14 protein-coding genes are annotated in these 14,761 nt (G+C 61.7%); 6 read left to right on the forward strand and 8 right to left on the reverse strand.

Annotated elements, in window-relative coordinates; translation table 11 throughout:
• Positions 1–2 precede the first annotated feature (2 nt).
• Entirely contained in the window at positions 3–932 is a 930-nt protein-coding gene (locus tag IHE49_RS10145; protein ID WP_225578348.1) for a glyoxalase, read from the forward strand.
• 598 nt (positions 933–1,530) lie between these two features.
• Here the strand turns inward: IHE49_RS10145 and IHE49_RS10150 are convergent.
• The gene (locus IHE49_RS10150) at positions 1,531–4,461 is read right to left on the reverse strand and encodes a sensor histidine kinase (RefSeq protein WP_192157453.1); all 2,931 of its coding nucleotides are present in this window, start codon (positions 4,459–4,461) and stop codon (positions 1,531–1,533) included.
• 112 nt (positions 4,462–4,573) lie between these two features.
• Between IHE49_RS10150 and IHE49_RS10155 the strand changes: the two genes are divergently transcribed.
• Positions 4,574–5,185, forward strand: a complete 612-nt coding sequence (locus IHE49_RS10155) for a hypothetical protein (RefSeq protein WP_192157455.1) — start codon at positions 4,574–4,576, stop codon at positions 5,183–5,185.
• A 139-nt stretch (positions 5,186–5,324) separates the two neighbouring features.
• Here the strand turns inward: IHE49_RS10155 and IHE49_RS10160 are convergent, their stop codons facing one another.
• Both IHE49_RS10160 and IHE49_RS10165 read right to left on the reverse strand, forming a co-directional pair.
• The gene (locus tag IHE49_RS10160) at positions 5,325–5,846 is read right to left on the reverse strand and encodes a DNA starvation/stationary phase protection protein (RefSeq protein ID WP_192157457.1); all 522 of its coding nucleotides are present in this window, start codon (positions 5,844–5,846) and stop codon (positions 5,325–5,327) included.
• Between the two features lie 57 nt (positions 5,847–5,903).
• Positions 5,904–6,728, reverse strand: a complete 825-nt coding sequence (locus IHE49_RS10165; RefSeq protein ID WP_192157459.1) for an oxidoreductase — start codon at positions 6,726–6,728, stop codon at positions 5,904–5,906.
• Between the two features lie 261 nt (positions 6,729–6,989).
• On the opposite strand from IHE49_RS10165, the gene IHE49_RS10170 reads away from it, so the two are divergent.
• Complete coding sequence (locus tag IHE49_RS10170) at positions 6,990–8,474, forward strand: aldehyde dehydrogenase family protein (protein ID WP_192157461.1); 1,485 nt, start codon at positions 6,990–6,992, stop codon at positions 8,472–8,474.
• Positions 8,475–8,729: 255 nt separating this feature from the next.
• On the opposite strand, the gene IHE49_RS10175 is transcribed toward IHE49_RS10170, so the two are convergent.
• Complete coding sequence (locus tag IHE49_RS10175) at positions 8,730–8,981, reverse strand: lipocalin family protein (protein ID WP_343227566.1); 252 nt, start codon at positions 8,979–8,981, stop codon at positions 8,730–8,732.
• Between the two features lie 68 nt (positions 8,982–9,049).
• Between IHE49_RS10175 and IHE49_RS10180 the strand changes: the two genes are divergently transcribed.
• Both IHE49_RS10180 and IHE49_RS10185 read left to right on the forward strand, forming a co-directional pair.
• Positions 9,050–10,162: an alpha/beta hydrolase gene (locus tag IHE49_RS10180; protein WP_225578349.1), complete on the forward strand. Its 1,113-nt coding sequence runs from the start codon at positions 9,050–9,052 to the stop codon at positions 10,160–10,162.
• 103 nt (positions 10,163–10,265) lie between these two features.
• Positions 10,266–10,658, forward strand: a complete 393-nt coding sequence (locus IHE49_RS10185; RefSeq protein ID WP_192157463.1) for an MAPEG family protein — start codon at positions 10,266–10,268, stop codon at positions 10,656–10,658.
• A gap of 251 nt (positions 10,659–10,909) precedes the next feature.
• Here IHE49_RS10185 and IHE49_RS10190 read toward each other — a convergent pair whose 3' ends face one another.
• The 3 genes from IHE49_RS10190 to IHE49_RS10200 all read right to left on the reverse strand — a co-directional run bounded on the left by IHE49_RS10190 (position 10,910) and on the right by IHE49_RS10200 (position 13,302).
• Complete coding sequence (locus IHE49_RS10190) at positions 10,910–11,737, reverse strand: hypothetical protein (RefSeq protein ID WP_192157465.1); 828 nt, start codon at positions 11,735–11,737, stop codon at positions 10,910–10,912.
• 270 nt (positions 11,738–12,007) lie between these two features.
• On the reverse strand, positions 12,008–12,745 hold the full coding sequence (locus IHE49_RS10195; RefSeq protein ID WP_192157467.1) for an anti-sigma factor: 738 nt from the start codon (positions 12,743–12,745) through the stop codon (positions 12,008–12,010).
• Entirely contained in the window at positions 12,742–13,302 is a 561-nt protein-coding gene (locus IHE49_RS10200; protein WP_192157469.1) for a sigma-70 family RNA polymerase sigma factor, read from the reverse strand. The genes IHE49_RS10195 and IHE49_RS10200 overlap by 4 nt, the downstream gene beginning before the upstream one ends.
• Positions 13,303–13,775: 473 nt before the next feature.
• Between IHE49_RS10200 and IHE49_RS10205 the strand changes: the two genes are divergently transcribed.
• On the forward strand, positions 13,776–14,099 hold the full coding sequence (locus tag IHE49_RS10205) for a DHCW motif cupin fold protein (RefSeq protein WP_225578350.1): 324 nt from the start codon (positions 13,776–13,778) through the stop codon (positions 14,097–14,099).
• Between the two features lie 187 nt (positions 14,100–14,286).
• On the opposite strand, the gene IHE49_RS10210 is transcribed toward IHE49_RS10205, so the two are convergent.
• The coding region (locus tag IHE49_RS10210; protein WP_225578351.1) for a hypothetical protein at positions 14,287–14,761 on the reverse strand (475 nt) is incomplete at its 5' end.

The raw sequence follows: 14,761 nt of genomic DNA on the forward strand, positions 1-14,761 counted from the left end.
TCATGCACATCCAGTCATGCACCAAGATCACCCGTATGGCGATCGCCATCGCCTCGGTCGCGCTGTTGTCGGCAGCACCGCTTTCGACCGGCTTGGCGAAGGAAGCGGCAAGCAGCGCTTCAAGCGTCGCCGTCGGCCCGCAATACGATTCCACCCATGTCTATATCGCCCCCGGCGATTTCGACGCTTTCGTGAACAGTTTCACCGGCACGTTTGGCGGCAAGCCGTCCGCGCGCGGCACCTTCAATGTATTGCCGGTGCCCAGCAGCACCGAAGGGCAATATGTCTGGACGCCCGTGGGCATGCTGTCGACGTTCGCCTTCCTGACTCCGATCCCGTATCCGTTCGGGCAGGAGCGCACCGGCTACCTGGTGACCGACATGGATCAGGCCATCAAGGAGGCGCGTGCGGCAGGTGCCGAGGTGATCGTCGACAAGTTCAAGGACGCGATCGGTCTCGACACGGTGATCCAGTGGCCCGGCGGCGTGAAGATGCAACTGTATTGGCACTTCAAGGCGCCCTCCTATGCGTCCATGGAGACGGTGCCGGACAACCGCATCTATGTATCGCGCGATACCGCGGACACGTTCGTGCGCGACTGGCTGCGCTTCTCGCACGGGAAGGTGGTTTCCGACGATCGCAAGGCCGATGCGGGCGAGATCGGCAAGCCTGGCGAAACCTACCGGCGCATCCGCATCGACTCCGGTTTCGGCAAGATGCAAGTCAACGTGACGGATGGTCATCTGCCGTACCCGTTCGGTCACGAGATCACCGGCTATGAGGTCAAGGATCTCGACGCCACGCTGGCCAAGGCCACGTCGAACGGGGCGAAGGTGCTGGTGCCTCGTTACGACGGCAGCGATCGCAGTTCGGCGATCGTGCAGTTCCCGGGCGGATATATCGCGGAGGTGCATGCCTCCACGGCGCACTAAGCATCCAGCCGGAGATGCAGGCTTCTGCCAAGTGCCGAGTACGTCTTCTGTTGATGCGTTGCGAATACGGCGCCTCGTGCCGTTTTGGCGAATGCTGGGGTGCTCGAAGTGCATATTCTCGGAACGATTGGCCGTGGCGTTGCTCCCGATCGTTACGGCGAGGCGGGCGTCCTGCCCGTGCCGACCGCTTCGCGTGAGCGGTCGGCACGGGCAGCATCGCGGCGTTTCAGCGAATCCGGGCCAGCTGGGTACCGCCACCGTCGCCTCTCCAGCGGTGGGCTGCGCATGGAATTGCTTCGCCTGCCATCGGTTTTCCACGGCACATGCGAATGGCGGTCAGCAAGCCCATGTTCGTCAGTGATTGGATCGAGTTGTCGGAGCAGGGGCCTTCGGCCCGAAACGGACTTCCACCATCATCCGTAGATGCATTTCCCGTTGCGAAGCGCCTCGACCAGTAGTGCAAAGGCGAGAGATGGCTGCCGCCTGCGCGAGTAGCACAGGCGGTAGCCGGACTGGTCGACTCGAGCCCGCGGCCCATTTTGGTCAGGATGCCGGCGGACGGCTCACGATCGACGGCTTCCCTTATCAATGGGCGCAGCTAGCGAAGCCACTGCCTGCCTGCATAGACGAAACGTGCAGAAATCCTCAGGGTTGCGCGGGTTCCTTTTCCGGATGGCGCCGTACCGATGGTGAATCGGCCACCGATACGGCGCGCCCTTTCACGTATGCCTTGCAAACCCCAGTGCCCCGATTTCCCATGCATCAGGGCTGGAAGGTCCGCACCCCGACCGTCGTCAATGACCGTGATGTTCAACTCGCGTCGACCGTAATGCAGTTCGACATGCAGGGCGCTTGCCTCCGAGTGACGGAAGGCGTTGGTGACCAGCTCGCCGACGATCGCATGGACATCGCCGGCCGCCGCTGCGTTCAGTGGCCGCGGCTTGCCCTCCACATGCATTGAAAATGCGGTGGGATACATTTCGCTCAGACGATTTGCCTGGCGAGCAATGTCGGTGGGCAAGTCTTCCAGCGGCTCGGTCAACGAACGCAGTTCTCCGATCTTGTCGCGGCCTTCGTTCAGCGCGTTCTCGGTGACGGAAAGCGCCTTGGCCAGTTTTCGCTTGACGGCGTCCTCGGTCACGCTCCGCGCGGCGACCTCCACGTGCAGCAGCAGGCTTTGAAAGTTCTGCAGGATGGTGTCGTGGAAGTCCCGGGCCATGCGTTCGCGTTCACGTGTCCGCGCGTTGAGCTGCGCATAGATGTGCCTTACATGCATCAGGTACAACAATCCCAGCCCTGCGAGCGCGATTGCGAGGCACAGCACCTTGAACCACCAGGTCTGGTAGAACTCGGGCAGGATCTGAAAAGCGAGGTCGGTGGGCTGACCGGTCCACGCCCCATCGGCGTCGGATGCTTCGACCTGAAACAGGTAGTGGCCAGTTCCCAGATTGGCGTAGTGGGCTTCGCGTCGATCGCTGGCCACCTGCCAGTCGTCGTCGATACCTTTGAGGAGGTAGCGAAAATGCGACTCGGAGGGCGTCGAGAGCGTGGGCGCCGTGTAAGCGATGGTGATGCTTCGGGTGCCTTTCTCCAGCGCGGGAACAGACGCTCCGGAAAAACGCATGTCATGATCGTTGATTGATTTGATCGATACGCGTGCCGCTGCAGGGATGGGTGGCATATGCAGTGCATCGATCGAGACCAAGCCCTGCAGCGTTGAAACCCACAGGCGACCATTGTCGGAAGCCAGCAGGCGCCTGGGGTTTTCCACGCCATCGGCTGGATCGAACAAGGTGTATGCGACCGCATGATCCGCTGCAGCCAGGGCCAACCGGATCTCCGTGCCGGTTACGCGGTACAGGCCACGGGGAGACGCTATCCAGACGTCGCCATCGGGCAGCTGGATGACGTCGTACGCGTTTTCAAAGCGCTCGCCATGCGTGCCAACAAGCCGGTGAAAATGCGCACCGGTTTTGACCGAGATACCGCCATCACCCGCGATCCAGAGGCCGGAGATACCTTGACGCAGTTTGTTGAGCCCGCCCAGATCGAGCCCGTTTTGCGCCGAGTAGGCGGTTGTCTTTCCCTGCTCGACCGATTTCAACTTGCCTGAGGAGAAGGCAAGCCATGCCCGCGTGCCTTCGAGCTGGATGCTCGTGGCCATGCGGGGCTCGATGGCGTTCCAGGCGTGGCCGTCCCAGCGGACGACGCCGCTGAATCGCATCGAGACCCACAGCGAACCGTCGGCCGCCAACTGCATGGCCACGCAGTATTGCTTCAGGTTTGCTGGCAGCGCCTGTGGTCCCGGTACCGGGGGGGCAGGGATCTCGCTGACCTGGCCATGGATGTAGTGCTGGATACCCTTGTCACCACTGAACCAGACGCTGCCATCCGGGCTGCTTGCGACGCAAGGTGCGGAGCCGCCAAGCTCCGGATGCGTCGTGACTGTCTCGCCGATGTGGAGCGGTGGCGTGTCCGAATTGCTGACAATCCATAGCCCATGATCGCTGTCTTCAGTCATCGCTGGCCACAGGACAGCCAGGGGCAGTACCAGCGGCACAAAACGGGTGGTACGAAATTGTTCCAGCCCATTGGTCGTGGCAATCCACACGTTGCCCTGGCTGTCGCTGAAGTCGGCCGTGACCTGGATGTCGGAGTGATTGTCGGAGGCCTCGACGTTCTCCGTGACAAGTTGTTGCTGGCCGGACGGATTGTCCGCGTGCAGCCGCGTTAGCTTGCCGTTGGTGGGTACCCACAATGCACCGGCCTGATCGACGATGAGATCGGCCGTCACGCCAGCACTCGGATAGACGGTGCCAGCAGGCAGGTTGGCCATGGCTGCAATGCCTTTGTCCACGGTGTCGCGCTCGAAACGCCGGGTGCCTGGACGGAGGCGATACGCGGCGCCTGGGGTAAAGATCCAATAGGACCCATCCACACCCGTACCTGTGACCCACATGAATTTCGCATCGATGCCCTCGGACGGGCCGGCAGGACGCCAGGCGCCGTCGTCGAGCCGGTAGACCCTGCCCGATGTCACTACCCAGAGCGTGCCGTCGGCCATCTGCTTGAACGACATGATGGTGGCTTCGCTCAGGCCGCGGTTCATGGGTTCGGCGATGCCGTTATGGACACGCGTTACCGCCCCGTGCACGCCGCCGATCCAAAGATTTCCATCCCTGTCGCCATACAGCGCAGTAATCGCTTCGGGGGGGAGCCGGCCTTTCAGCATCGGCTCAACGTTCAGACCGTCAAAACGAAACAATCCGGTGGGTGCGCCAAGCCACAAATAGCCGTCCTTGTCCTCGGTGATGGCATAGATCGTTGACGGTAGACCGTCCTTGACCGTGAACAGGGTGCGTCGCAGCTGCGACAACTGCAGAAATGCCGGCTTGGCAGTTACCTCGCCGGAGCTGGCCGGTCGAGCGCTGGCGTGCGGGGTGGCGGCGATGGCCACGCAGATCAGCAGGCACCAGCATGCAAGGTGGCGGACGGCAATGCAGGCACGCGCTGGAACAAGACTTTTCATGCGGCCAGGCAGTCCTCGATGCGTCGTTGCTGGAACTCACAGAACAGAAGCATCGCGCCATGCAATGCCGTTGCCGCTCTTGTGCAAGGTTTCCCCAGGTCGGGCCAGGACCGTGCATGCAAAGATCTTTGCCGACGGCTGGCTTCAGCCGTCCGGGCCATCTTCAACCGGTGATCACGGGAGTGTCGTCTGTTTCTGGGAAATCGGTCAACACGAAACCCTTGGCGAACTGGGTGAGTTTGCTGGCGGTGTGCTGCGCCGGAGGCGGTCGTCCGTCGATCTCGCCAGAGCGCATCCTGCGCTTTGCTGTTGCAAGTTCATCGGTCTGGACGCCCGTCATGCCAGTGGCACCGGTGAACGGGACGATATCTTGGAGCCACTCGCCGGGCTGGCGTCAGGCAAGGATCGGCCCTGGGTGCTGACCAGGACCATGACACGCAAGACATTAGCTGCGACGTTGGGGATACGCGGGATCGCACCGTCTATCGCGCGCAATACCAGCACCGGTGGCCACAGCACCGTGCCGCGTGCCGTGGCGCGTGCTGGTGACTGCAGCATCAGCCAGAAGATCCGCAAGCGGATCGAGCAGGGCTTTGGCTACATCAAGACCATCGGCGGGCCGCGCAAGCTGTCGATGGTGGGCACCTCTGCGGTGCGTGACTGGATAACCTGGGCATTTGCTGCCTACAACCTGATCAGCCTCGGTTGCAGCAGTGGGGGATGAGCGCCGTCACCGACGTGAGCTACGACGGAAGGTGTACATATGCAGGGTGGAAGATCGTGTCCCGTGGCTGCCACAAGACCAACCATCCATAGATCCCGGTTATGAAACATGACGTAGGACAGTGGATTAGCGGGATCGATCAGCGTTCGCGAGAATGTGGATGCGAGGTTTCATATAGAAACCACACGCGACGCTCCGTCTCGTCGATCCAATTCTCCAGCAGACTGGCCGTGGCGACGTCGCCATGTACGTCGCAGACCCCGTGCACTTCACGCAAGACGGCAGCAAGGTGCGAATTGTCCTGGGCCAGCTCGGCGAGCATGTCGTCTGCCGTTACGAAAGGCGCATCGTTATCGGGTACGCGTTGCATGCGAGCGATATGGCCAATTGAACGAAGTGTCGTTCCGCCGAGTTTGCGCGCGCGTTCGGCGATCGGGTCGGTCATGGCGAACAGCTGATCGCTCTGGTCGTCCAGCATCAGGTGATAGTCGTGAAAATGCGGACCTGCCAAGTGCCAGTGAAAGTTCTTGGTCTTGAGGTAGATGGCAAATACGTCGGCGAGCACTCCTTCGAGGGCTGCGCTTATGTCACGGACGGCCTCGGAGGAGAGGCCGGACAACCCGCGGGGTCGGGCAATTTTATGATCAGATGTTGCCGACATGGTCGGTGATCCTCATCGTTGGGTGAATGATCGCTTGCGCGGGCATGACTATTCGGTTCATGTATCGAACTGTGTATCGGATGCCACCGTGCGCCACTGCGCCATCTCCCTCTCCAGGCGCTGGATCTTGCCGTCGATACGCGCAAACGCATCTGGACCCAACGGCAGGCGCAGCGGCGGCGTTTCGGATTCCACGGCGTCGATGATCACCGCCACGGCCTTTTCGGGGCTTCCTGGCTGCGTGCCGCTGCGCGTCGCGACGGCGCTGCGAGTGAGGCCGGCGGTCTTGGCATATGCGTCGATCACCGTACCTGCCTGCTGGATCGACGATGAGGAAAGGAAATCCGTGCGAAAGTAACCGGGCTCGACAATCGTCACGCCGATGCCCAGCGGTTTCACTTCAACCTCGAGCGCTTCCGATAAACCTTCCACCGCGAACTTCGATGAGTTGTACAAGCCGTTCCCCATCGATCCAGTAATGCCACCGATGGAGGAAAAGTTGACGATGTGTCCGCTTCCGTTCGCGCGGAGGTGCGGCAGCGCGGCACGAATCACGTTCCATGTGCCGAAGAAATTCGTCTCGAATACTTTGCGTGCTTCGGCGGTGGACACCTCTTCCACTGCGCCGACCATGCCGAAACCGGCATTGTTCACCACCACGTCGATGGAGCTGACCTTCGCGACGGCTTGAGCGACTACCTCATGCGTTTGCCGCTCATCCGACACATCCGCATGCAACTCGACAAACTGTGGGTGCACGATGTCGGATGCGCCGTGCCGAACGGTGCCGACCACCGTGTGTCCACGCTTGAGCAGTTCTTCGCAAAGCGCACGGCCAAAACCTCGGCCAACGCCAGTGACGAACCAGGTCTTCTTCTTCATCGTCGGATTCCTTCAGCTTGAATGGCAGAGCGCCATGCGTGCAGAGGGTTATGAAAACGGGAGCGACGCATTGATGGTAGTTCCACCCATCCATCGAGTACCTACCCCAAAGAGGTAGGCGCCGGTGCATTCTCGATCAAAGCAAAAAATCGCTGGATTTTGCTAGTCGTCTGCTGCCACAGCGGCCTAGATTCGATAGACGACCCATATGAATCGACGCAACGTGCGTCGCCGGGGTCTTCCTTCGACTGGGTATTCACCATGAATCAGCGAGAAAGTACGGGCACGGTCGCCTACGAATTCGGGAATCTGTTCATCGGCGGGGTGTGGCGTGCAGGTACGGCCGGTTCCGTCTACAAGGACCTCGATCCTTACACCGGTGAAACGCTTGTCGAAGTGCCGCAAGCCAGCGTCGAGGATGTAGATGAGGCGTTCAAATCGGCCGCGCGTGCACAACAGGCGTGGGCGCACACCTCGCCGAGCGAACGCAGCGCGCTGTTGCATCGTGCAGCCGCCATTCTGGACGCACGGCACGAAGAAATCGTTTCGTGGCTTATTCGCGAATCGGGCAGCGTACGCCTCAAAGCCGAAGCCGAATGGACAGCCGTACGCGCCATCATCATGGAAGCCGCCACGCTGCCCACGCATGTCTGGGGCCGCATCATTCCCGGCGACATATCTGGCAAGGAACATCGCATCTATCGCAAGCCCGTGGGTGTCGTCACCGTCATCAGCCCATGGAACTGGCCCATGCATTTGAGTTCGCGTGTGCTTGCACCGGCGCTCGCGCTGGGTAACGCGGTGGTGCTGAAACCTGCCGCGGAAACCGTGGTGTCGGGCGGATTGCTGCTGGCAAAGATTTTTGAAGAAGCCGGGCTGCCGCCGGGCGTCCTCAGCGTGATTACCGGCAGCAATCAGCTGATCGGCGATCCGCTGGTACTTCATCCGCTCTCGAAAGTGATTTCCTTTACCGGCTCGAGCCCCGTTGGACGGCGCATCGCCAGTCTCGCTGTTACTGGCCCTACGCTCAAGAAAGTGCAACTGGAACTGGGCGGCAACAATCCGCTGATTGTGCTCGATGACGCCGAGCTCGAGCGCGCCGTCGACATTGCTGTCTTCGGGCGTTTTCTTCATCAAGGCGAGTTGTGCGTCAGTGCCAATCGCCTGATCGTGCATCAAGCGATCTACGACCGTTTCGTCGATGCCTTCGTCGAACGCGTCAGGGCGCTGAAATTCGGTAATCCGAACCTGCCCGATACGGCGGTGGGTCCGATCATCAATCAACGCCAACTAAGCCGCTTGTTGCAGATGATCGTTCAAGCGCGCAGCGATGGTTCCATCATGCGCGTTGGTGGCCCCGCGGAAGGCTTGGTGCTGCCGCCGCATGTCTTTCTCAATGTCTCGCTATCGGACAGTCTGGGCCGCGATGAAATCTTCGGCCCCATCGCGCCGATCATCAAAGTGCGCGACGAAGACGAGGCCGTCGCTGTCGCCAACGATACGGAATACGGATTGTCCAGCGCCATCGTTACGCAAGAGCTAGCGCGCGCCGAACGCCTAGCGCAGCGCATCGAGGCAGGCATGACCCATATCAACGACGCCCCCGCCGTCGATCTGGCCAATATGCCGTTCGGTGGGGAAAAGAACTCGGGCCTAGGGCGTTTCGGCGCAATGGGACTGATCGAAGAGTTCACCACCGAACATTGGGTATCTGTGCAGCGCGGGCATCGGGACTATCCCTTTTAGCAGACTGTTGAGAAGCGCCGCCTTTCGTCACTGTTCCGAACAGCCATCGAATGCTCTATCAGGCTATTGAAAAGTTTATGGTGAGGCCTTGGTGCCAGAGAGGAACGATTAGGGTGGTTATCGCGGGTAGGGAGGTGTTCATCACCGTCATGTGAGCGCGTCTCGTCATCGTGCGTTGTGCCCCAATGGGAATGAAGCAACCTCAGCGCAGTTGCGTAACCTGCGCCCGCGTGGATGCAGTTTCCGTGAGGCTGCTCATGGATGGGGTCCGGTTGCGGGCCACTGCTGCGGCACCTTGCGCAACTTCGATATGTCGTAGCCGAGCTCCTTGACCCGCGTGATCAGCGCCGCGTAATCGGCCGGCGGCACACTCGGCGCGCGCGCGAACACCCACGTGTAATCGCGCTTGTCGCGCGCCACGATCATTTCGCTGTAATCCGCTTTCAGCCAGGCCACGATGTATTGCGCCTTGAAGCCCCACACCGCGTTGCCGCTGCCGGCGTGCACGTAACCAGTGGACTGGATGTGCTTGAGTGGGCCGTCGAAGGCGCCGTTGTTGAAACGGAACGGGATGCATGCGATGGCACGGCTGGCCGGCCGGTCGCGGCGGCCGAATCAAGCCCGCGGTTGGCGGGTTCACCCGGATTGCGGTGCATCCAGTGGGCAGTCTGCCGCGTACCTATCCTGTCTTCTTCGGCCAGGCGGGACCCATGGGTATTTCGGCAGGGGCACGTTCGCTACGACGTTGCGCGGTGGCGCTGTTCGCGTTGCTGCAGACGTTGCTGTTGAGCGGCTGCCAGGCGAGCCTGTTTCACGCCCTCAACGCCACGTCCGGCGGCAGCGGGCTCAGCGTGCATCCGGACATCGTGTTTGATCCCGAGCTCCATTTGGCATTGGACATCTATGCGCCGCGCGGCGCGCACGGCCTGCCGGTCGTGGTGTTTTTCTATGGGGGCAGCTGGCAGGACGGCGAGCGCCAGTGGTATCGCTGGATGGGTGAGGCGTTGGCGCGGCGCGGGCTGGTGGTGGCGATTCCCGATTACCGCAAGTATCCGCAGGTGCGCATGGCGGGTTTCATGTCCGATGCGAGCCATGCCGTGGCGTGGGTACATGCCCATGCCGCCGACTATGGCGGCGATCCTCGGCGGCTGTTCCTGATGGGGCATTCGGCGGGGGCGCATATGGCCGCGCTGCTCGCCACCGACGGGCACTGGCTGGAACGTGTCGGCCTGCGTCCCGATCGACTGGCCGGTTTCATCGGGCTGGCTGGCCCGTATGATTTCCTGCCTTTGACCGAGCCCGCCTATATCGGCATGTTCGGTGCCTCGCCGCAAGCGCAAGCACGCTCGCAACCCGTCAACTTCGTCGATGGTGACGAGCCGCCGATGCTGCTTTTGCAGGGGATGACGGACCGCTATGTGGCGCCGAAGAATGTGTGTGCGCTGGCGAGCCGGATGCGTGCGCGCGGCGAACCGATCGAGGTGCATCTGTATCCGGGCATCGGCCATATCCGCTTGCTGTTGTCGTTTTCCTATCCGCTACGCCACAGTTCGACGGCCCTGGATGACACGCTGCGCTTCATTCATGAACGCGAAGCGGGTCATCGAGCGGGTTCGGATGTTTCTGGGAGTGTGGCGAAGGGAGCAGGTGTCGGTGACCGGGTAGGATCAGCGACGCTTTCCCAGTGAATTCGTGAAAACGCGCGGAAACCATGGTTCATGGGCATTGCGTCCGTTTCCGTCTGGCCACGCAAGGACACTTGCGGGCGCCCAATCCATTGGAGGTGTCGCTATGAGCGTTGAACTGCAAATGCTGGGCTGGTCGGTCGTGCTTGGTCTGGGTTATGTACTGGTGGCGGCGGGCTTCGGCACCTGGCAACGCGGTTTGCGGTGGAACGCCGGCAACCGCGACGGCGAGCCGCAGCCGCTCAACAAGTACGCCGCGCGCGCGGATCGCGCCAACCGCAATTTTCTCGAAACCTTCGCATTCTTCGCTGCCGCCACCTTGGCCGTGGTGGCGATGCACAAGACCGGTGCACAAACCCTGATTGGCGCACAGATCTATTTCTGGGCGCGCCTGGCGTACCTGCCGGTCTACGTCATCGGCATTCCCTATCTGCGCACAGTCATCTGGATTGCCAGCCTTTGGGGCATCCTGCAGATGGTGGAAGCATTGCTTCGCTAGCTTGTCGGGGCAGCATGGCGGGCGATGGCGTCGGCGGCGCGATGCGGCTTGTGGCGGGAATACGCTGCGGACTTTTCCATGCTGCTGCCCGTGGAAAAATCGCGGCGATAGCGTTGCTTCGTCATCTACCGCCGCGATACTTGCTCTGCTTCTTTGTAGACCGGCATCAGGCTGTCCCCTGTTCACTGGCTGCGTGGCAAAGCGGGAAGAGCCAGTTTCGCTCCACGCAGGCGAAACACAGCATTTTCAGCCTAATCCCGGTCATCCATGCCCGGCATGCCCTGCATGGACTTCGAGCTGAAGAACAGGAAGAAGTTGGAAGGCACCTGGACGGCTTGGCCGCGTTGCTCGGCTTGGCGCAGTTTCCGTACCGAGGTGATGCCAAAGTTGCCTCCCTGATTCGGCCAGTCGGCCGGATCGGTGACCAGCACCGGTTCCACTTCCCACCAGATCGCTCGCTCAGTGTTCGCGCGCGCATTGGCGATCACGTGGCTGTGATTCGGCGTGGGCAGGAAGACATTCGTCACCGGCGCCGGCAGTTTGCCGAGCGCGACCAACACCTTCCCGAGATCGACTGTGGAGGCATGCATCGTGCACGTCCCCGGCATCGAGCCCGGCCCGGGGCAATCCGTGAACACCAGCGGCTTGATCTTGTAGGCCTCGGGGACTGCGCCGAAGAGCTCGATCAGTACCTTGCCGAGCGCAGGCCCGCACAGCGTGCCGGTCCTTACTCCGGTCGGGCACGGAATGGCGTCGTTGGGGTTCTGGTCCTTGTCCAGCGAGAACATCGGCACCAGCACGTAGAGGATCGCCGTTCTCCTGGCGTCATCGCCGGTCGGATCGATCGTGGGTTGGATGCCGGCCTGGCAGATGGGCGTCTGGAATTCGCCCGAATCCGATTGCGCCAGCACGCCGTTGTAGTCCAGATCGTCCTTGGGCTGATGGACGCAGGCGAAATTCTGTTGGTAGGTGAACTTGACCAGCTTGCCGGCGGAAAAACCCTCGGTCTGGTTGGGTTGCAGCGATTGCGCATGGGCGCCGCCGACGGCAAAAAAAGCCGTCAGCACGGCGGCCGGCAAGAGCCTCAGGATGAAACGTTTCGTGGCTTTCATGGTGCCCTCCCGCAGGGGTTCCTACGATCGCGTACGTCTCATGCCCCGGCATCGTCGATACCGGGATCCCGGGCGTACGAATCAGGTACGTAGGCCGTCGGCCGGCGGATGCACGAAAGAGCAGAATTTCTTCCAGGGCGCCGAAAACCGTCCTGCAGCCGGATTCGAGTCAGCGTGTCCGTCCACGCGGGCATCCTGCGTGTCTTCGCAAGCTGAGGGGACGAAGCAGCTCCGGCTTCAGGCTTCCGGCGCCGCGCCGATGGCACCCTTGGCGATGACCGGGCCGGTCGGCTGACCGGTCGGCGAGCCACCCGGCGGCTCGACCGAGACGGCGAGCGCGGCGGTCGGGCCGAGTCGTGCCAGCAAGACCGGGGCAAGCGCGAGTGTGGTGGGTTGGTCGCGCGAGATCATGCCTACCGCGATCGGCTTCTGGCCAGCCGGGATTAGCCACAGCTCCGGCGCGCGGCCTTTCGCCAGCGTCGCGGGCGTGGCCGGCACCACCACCATGCGGGCGTGCTGCAGATCCATCGTGGCGGTCCAGCCGGTGGTGCCGTTGCCCTGCTTGATCGTCGAGGCCATGTAGGTGACGGCGGCCGTCGTCGGGGGCGGGACGGGCACCCGTCGCGGTAGCGCCACCGCAAGCAGCAGCGCGACAGCCACCGCGCTCGCGCCGAGACCCAGCCAGTGCCACAGCGCCAGGTTGTCCCACAACCGCTGGCGCGGCGTCGACCGCGGCGGCGCATCCAGTTGCAGCGCATCGTGGATGCGGGCCCACACGTACGGGGCGGGCGCGGCTTCCGCGATTTCCTCGGCCAGCGGCTGCAATCGACGCTGCCACAAGGCCACCGCCGTCGCAGCCTCGCCACTGGTGCGCACTTCGTGTGCCACCTCGGCGCGCGCGTCGGCATCGAGCACGCCCAGCACGTACTCGGCGTAGCGCAGGTTGTGGTTGCCTTCGTCGGCGGGCGTGTTCATGAGTCGAGGCACGTGCGAAGTTGCATGAGGCTACGGCGAATCCAGCTTTTCATGGTTCCCAACGGCACCTGGCAGCGTGTCGCCAATTCGTTATACGTAGCCCCAGTGAAAAAGGCTTCACGCACCGAGTTGCGCTGTTGCGGTTCCAGCGCGTCGAGGCAATCCGCGAGCCGGCGATGTTCCTGGCTAGCCTGGGCCTGGGCGGCGGGCGAGGGGAGCTCGTCGACAGCATCCTCCAGCGAGCGCGGGTCGTCCGGCAGCTCCTCGCGGTGCTGGCGCAGGCGGTCGATCGCCTTATTGCGCGACAGCGTGGTCAGCCAGGTGATCGCGCTGGCCTTCGCCGCGTCGAAGCTGGCTGCGCGGTGCCAGACCGTGATGTAGATCTCCTGCAACACCTCTTCCGCGGCGCCGTGGTCGCGCAGCATGCGCAGACACACGCCGAACAGCTTCGACGAGGTGCGCCGGTAGAGCTCGCCGAATGCCTGCTGGTCGCTGCGCCCGGCCTGCTGCAGCAGGCGGTTCAGCTCTTCGTGCTCGGCGACGCGGGTGACGGTCATCGGCGGATCATCCTGTCGCAGCGAAGGAGTTGTCCAGCCAAACAGGCGGTCGCGGTCCGGCGATGGCCGTGTTTGCGGATGTCGCAAGCATGAGTCGGAAGTTGGGCCTGGCGCAAGCGCAGCCGTGAAGACATGGTCGCAGCGCACCCAATCCCCTCTTATGCCAATGGTTGCGCAACCGGAAGTGCTTGGTTGTCATGCATATGCATGGCATCAATGAGTGCTGCGTTCGATGCATCTGATTGAAGGACATCCCATGTCTGTCGAAGGAACACTCAGTCCGACGGAATGTAAGTAGACGGGACTGCAGTCTGGCACCCCGAACCCGTTCAATAACGCGCTGCAAGCAGCTTTGGGAGGCGATTAGGGGAGGTTATCGGGGGTAGGGCAGGCGTCCGCTAACGACCCGGAGCGGACATGGCATCATCACCTCTCACGACTTCGTCAGCCCAAAAGGGGTTGCTCCTTTGGAAATGTCAGGCATCGCGTTTGGAACAACGGACTGGTCTTCCGTGGATGCAACCCAGCACAAGGGCGAATCTGGCTTCGCCTATTGGCGCACCCGGCAGTTTGGCGGCATGAGAGTCCGGATGATCGAGTACACGCCAGGCTACCTTGCGGATCACTGGTGCACGAAAGGACACATCCTGCTATGTGTGGAAGGAGAGCTCCACACAGAGCTCGAAGACGGTCGCACGTTCACGCTAAGGCCAGGCATGAGTTATCAGGTCGGCGATGGTGCAGAACCGCATCGCTCCTATACGGAGATTGGCGCCAAGTTGTTCGTTGTCGACTAGCTAGTTGGATTAGTAGTGTCCGCTTCCGACCCGGAGCGGACCTAAGTGACTAGAGAACCAAGAGATGCCAGGGGGAACGTAATGAGCGGTCATGCAATCTGCATATCTGTCGCCGTACTTGCCTTGCCATCTGCATCGCGGTCGCGAATTGGATGTCGTAAGGTCCGCTTTTGATCCGAAGCGGATACTAGTGGTACTTAAAAAGAAGCTGGGACACTGTTCTGGATTGGCTTTTTGACGGCCTGGAATCGAGCGAGGTGGCGTCATGAATCTTCGGACGAATGCTTTCCTGTTCATCGCCGCTGCGCTGGTCGCATGCCCTAGTCTTGCTGGCACCAGATCTGTCGATGAGGTAAGTCTTCGGAAGCTCGGAAACGTCGATCAGTCGGTAAAGCTCTATTTTTTCAACGCAGACGGTTCGACTATAAGCGAGCAAGACTTCCTTCGTGCTGTGAATCACGGAGAGCCCTATACCCTGATAGAGCCTCCATACAACGGCAAGCTGGTCCTCGAGATCGGTCATGAAGCGTCCTCGTTGATTCGAGCCAGTCGGAAGTAGAGTTTCCCCACCAAGGAGCTCTGCATGAAGAAGTCGAAGTTCAGCGAGGAACAGATCGTCCGGATCCTCAAGGAGGTCGAGGCCGGCGCGAAGGTGGCTGAGA

It is taken from the genome of Rhodanobacter sp. 7MK24, assembly GCF_014842995.1.
Classification (GTDB): domain Bacteria; phylum Pseudomonadota; class Gammaproteobacteria; order Xanthomonadales; family Rhodanobacteraceae; genus Rhodanobacter_A.

Excerpts from the sequence above, each read along its gene's own strand:
- IHE49_RS10145 (WP_225578348.1), top strand. The coding sequence starts at position 3 with ATGCACATCCAGTCATGCACCAAGATCACCCGTATGGCGATCGCCATC.
- IHE49_RS10150 (WP_192157453.1), bottom strand. The coding sequence starts at position 4,461 with ATGAAAAGTCTTGTTCCAGCGCGTGCCTGCATTGCCGTCCGCCACCTT.
- IHE49_RS10160 (WP_192157457.1), bottom strand. The coding sequence starts at position 5,846 with ATGTCGGCAACATCTGATCATAAAATTGCCCGACCCCGCGGGTTGTCC.
- IHE49_RS10165 (WP_192157459.1), bottom strand. The coding sequence starts at position 6,728 with ATGAAGAAGAAGACCTGGTTCGTCACTGGCGTTGGCCGAGGTTTTGGC.
- IHE49_RS10170 (WP_192157461.1), top strand. The coding sequence starts at position 6,990 with ATGAATCAGCGAGAAAGTACGGGCACGGTCGCCTACGAATTCGGGAAT.
- IHE49_RS10180 (WP_225578349.1), top strand. The coding sequence starts at position 9,050 with ATGCGATGGCACGGCTGGCCGGCCGGTCGCGGCGGCCGAATCAAGCCC.
- IHE49_RS10185 (WP_192157463.1), top strand. The coding sequence starts at position 10,266 with ATGAGCGTTGAACTGCAAATGCTGGGCTGGTCGGTCGTGCTTGGTCTG.
- IHE49_RS10195 (WP_192157467.1), bottom strand. The coding sequence starts at position 12,745 with ATGAACACGCCCGCCGACGAAGGCAACCACAACCTGCGCTACGCCGAG.
- IHE49_RS10200 (WP_192157469.1), bottom strand. The coding sequence starts at position 13,302 with ATGACCGTCACCCGCGTCGCCGAGCACGAAGAGCTGAACCGCCTGCTG.
- IHE49_RS10205 (WP_225578350.1), top strand. The coding sequence starts at position 13,776 with ATGTCAGGCATCGCGTTTGGAACAACGGACTGGTCTTCCGTGGATGCA.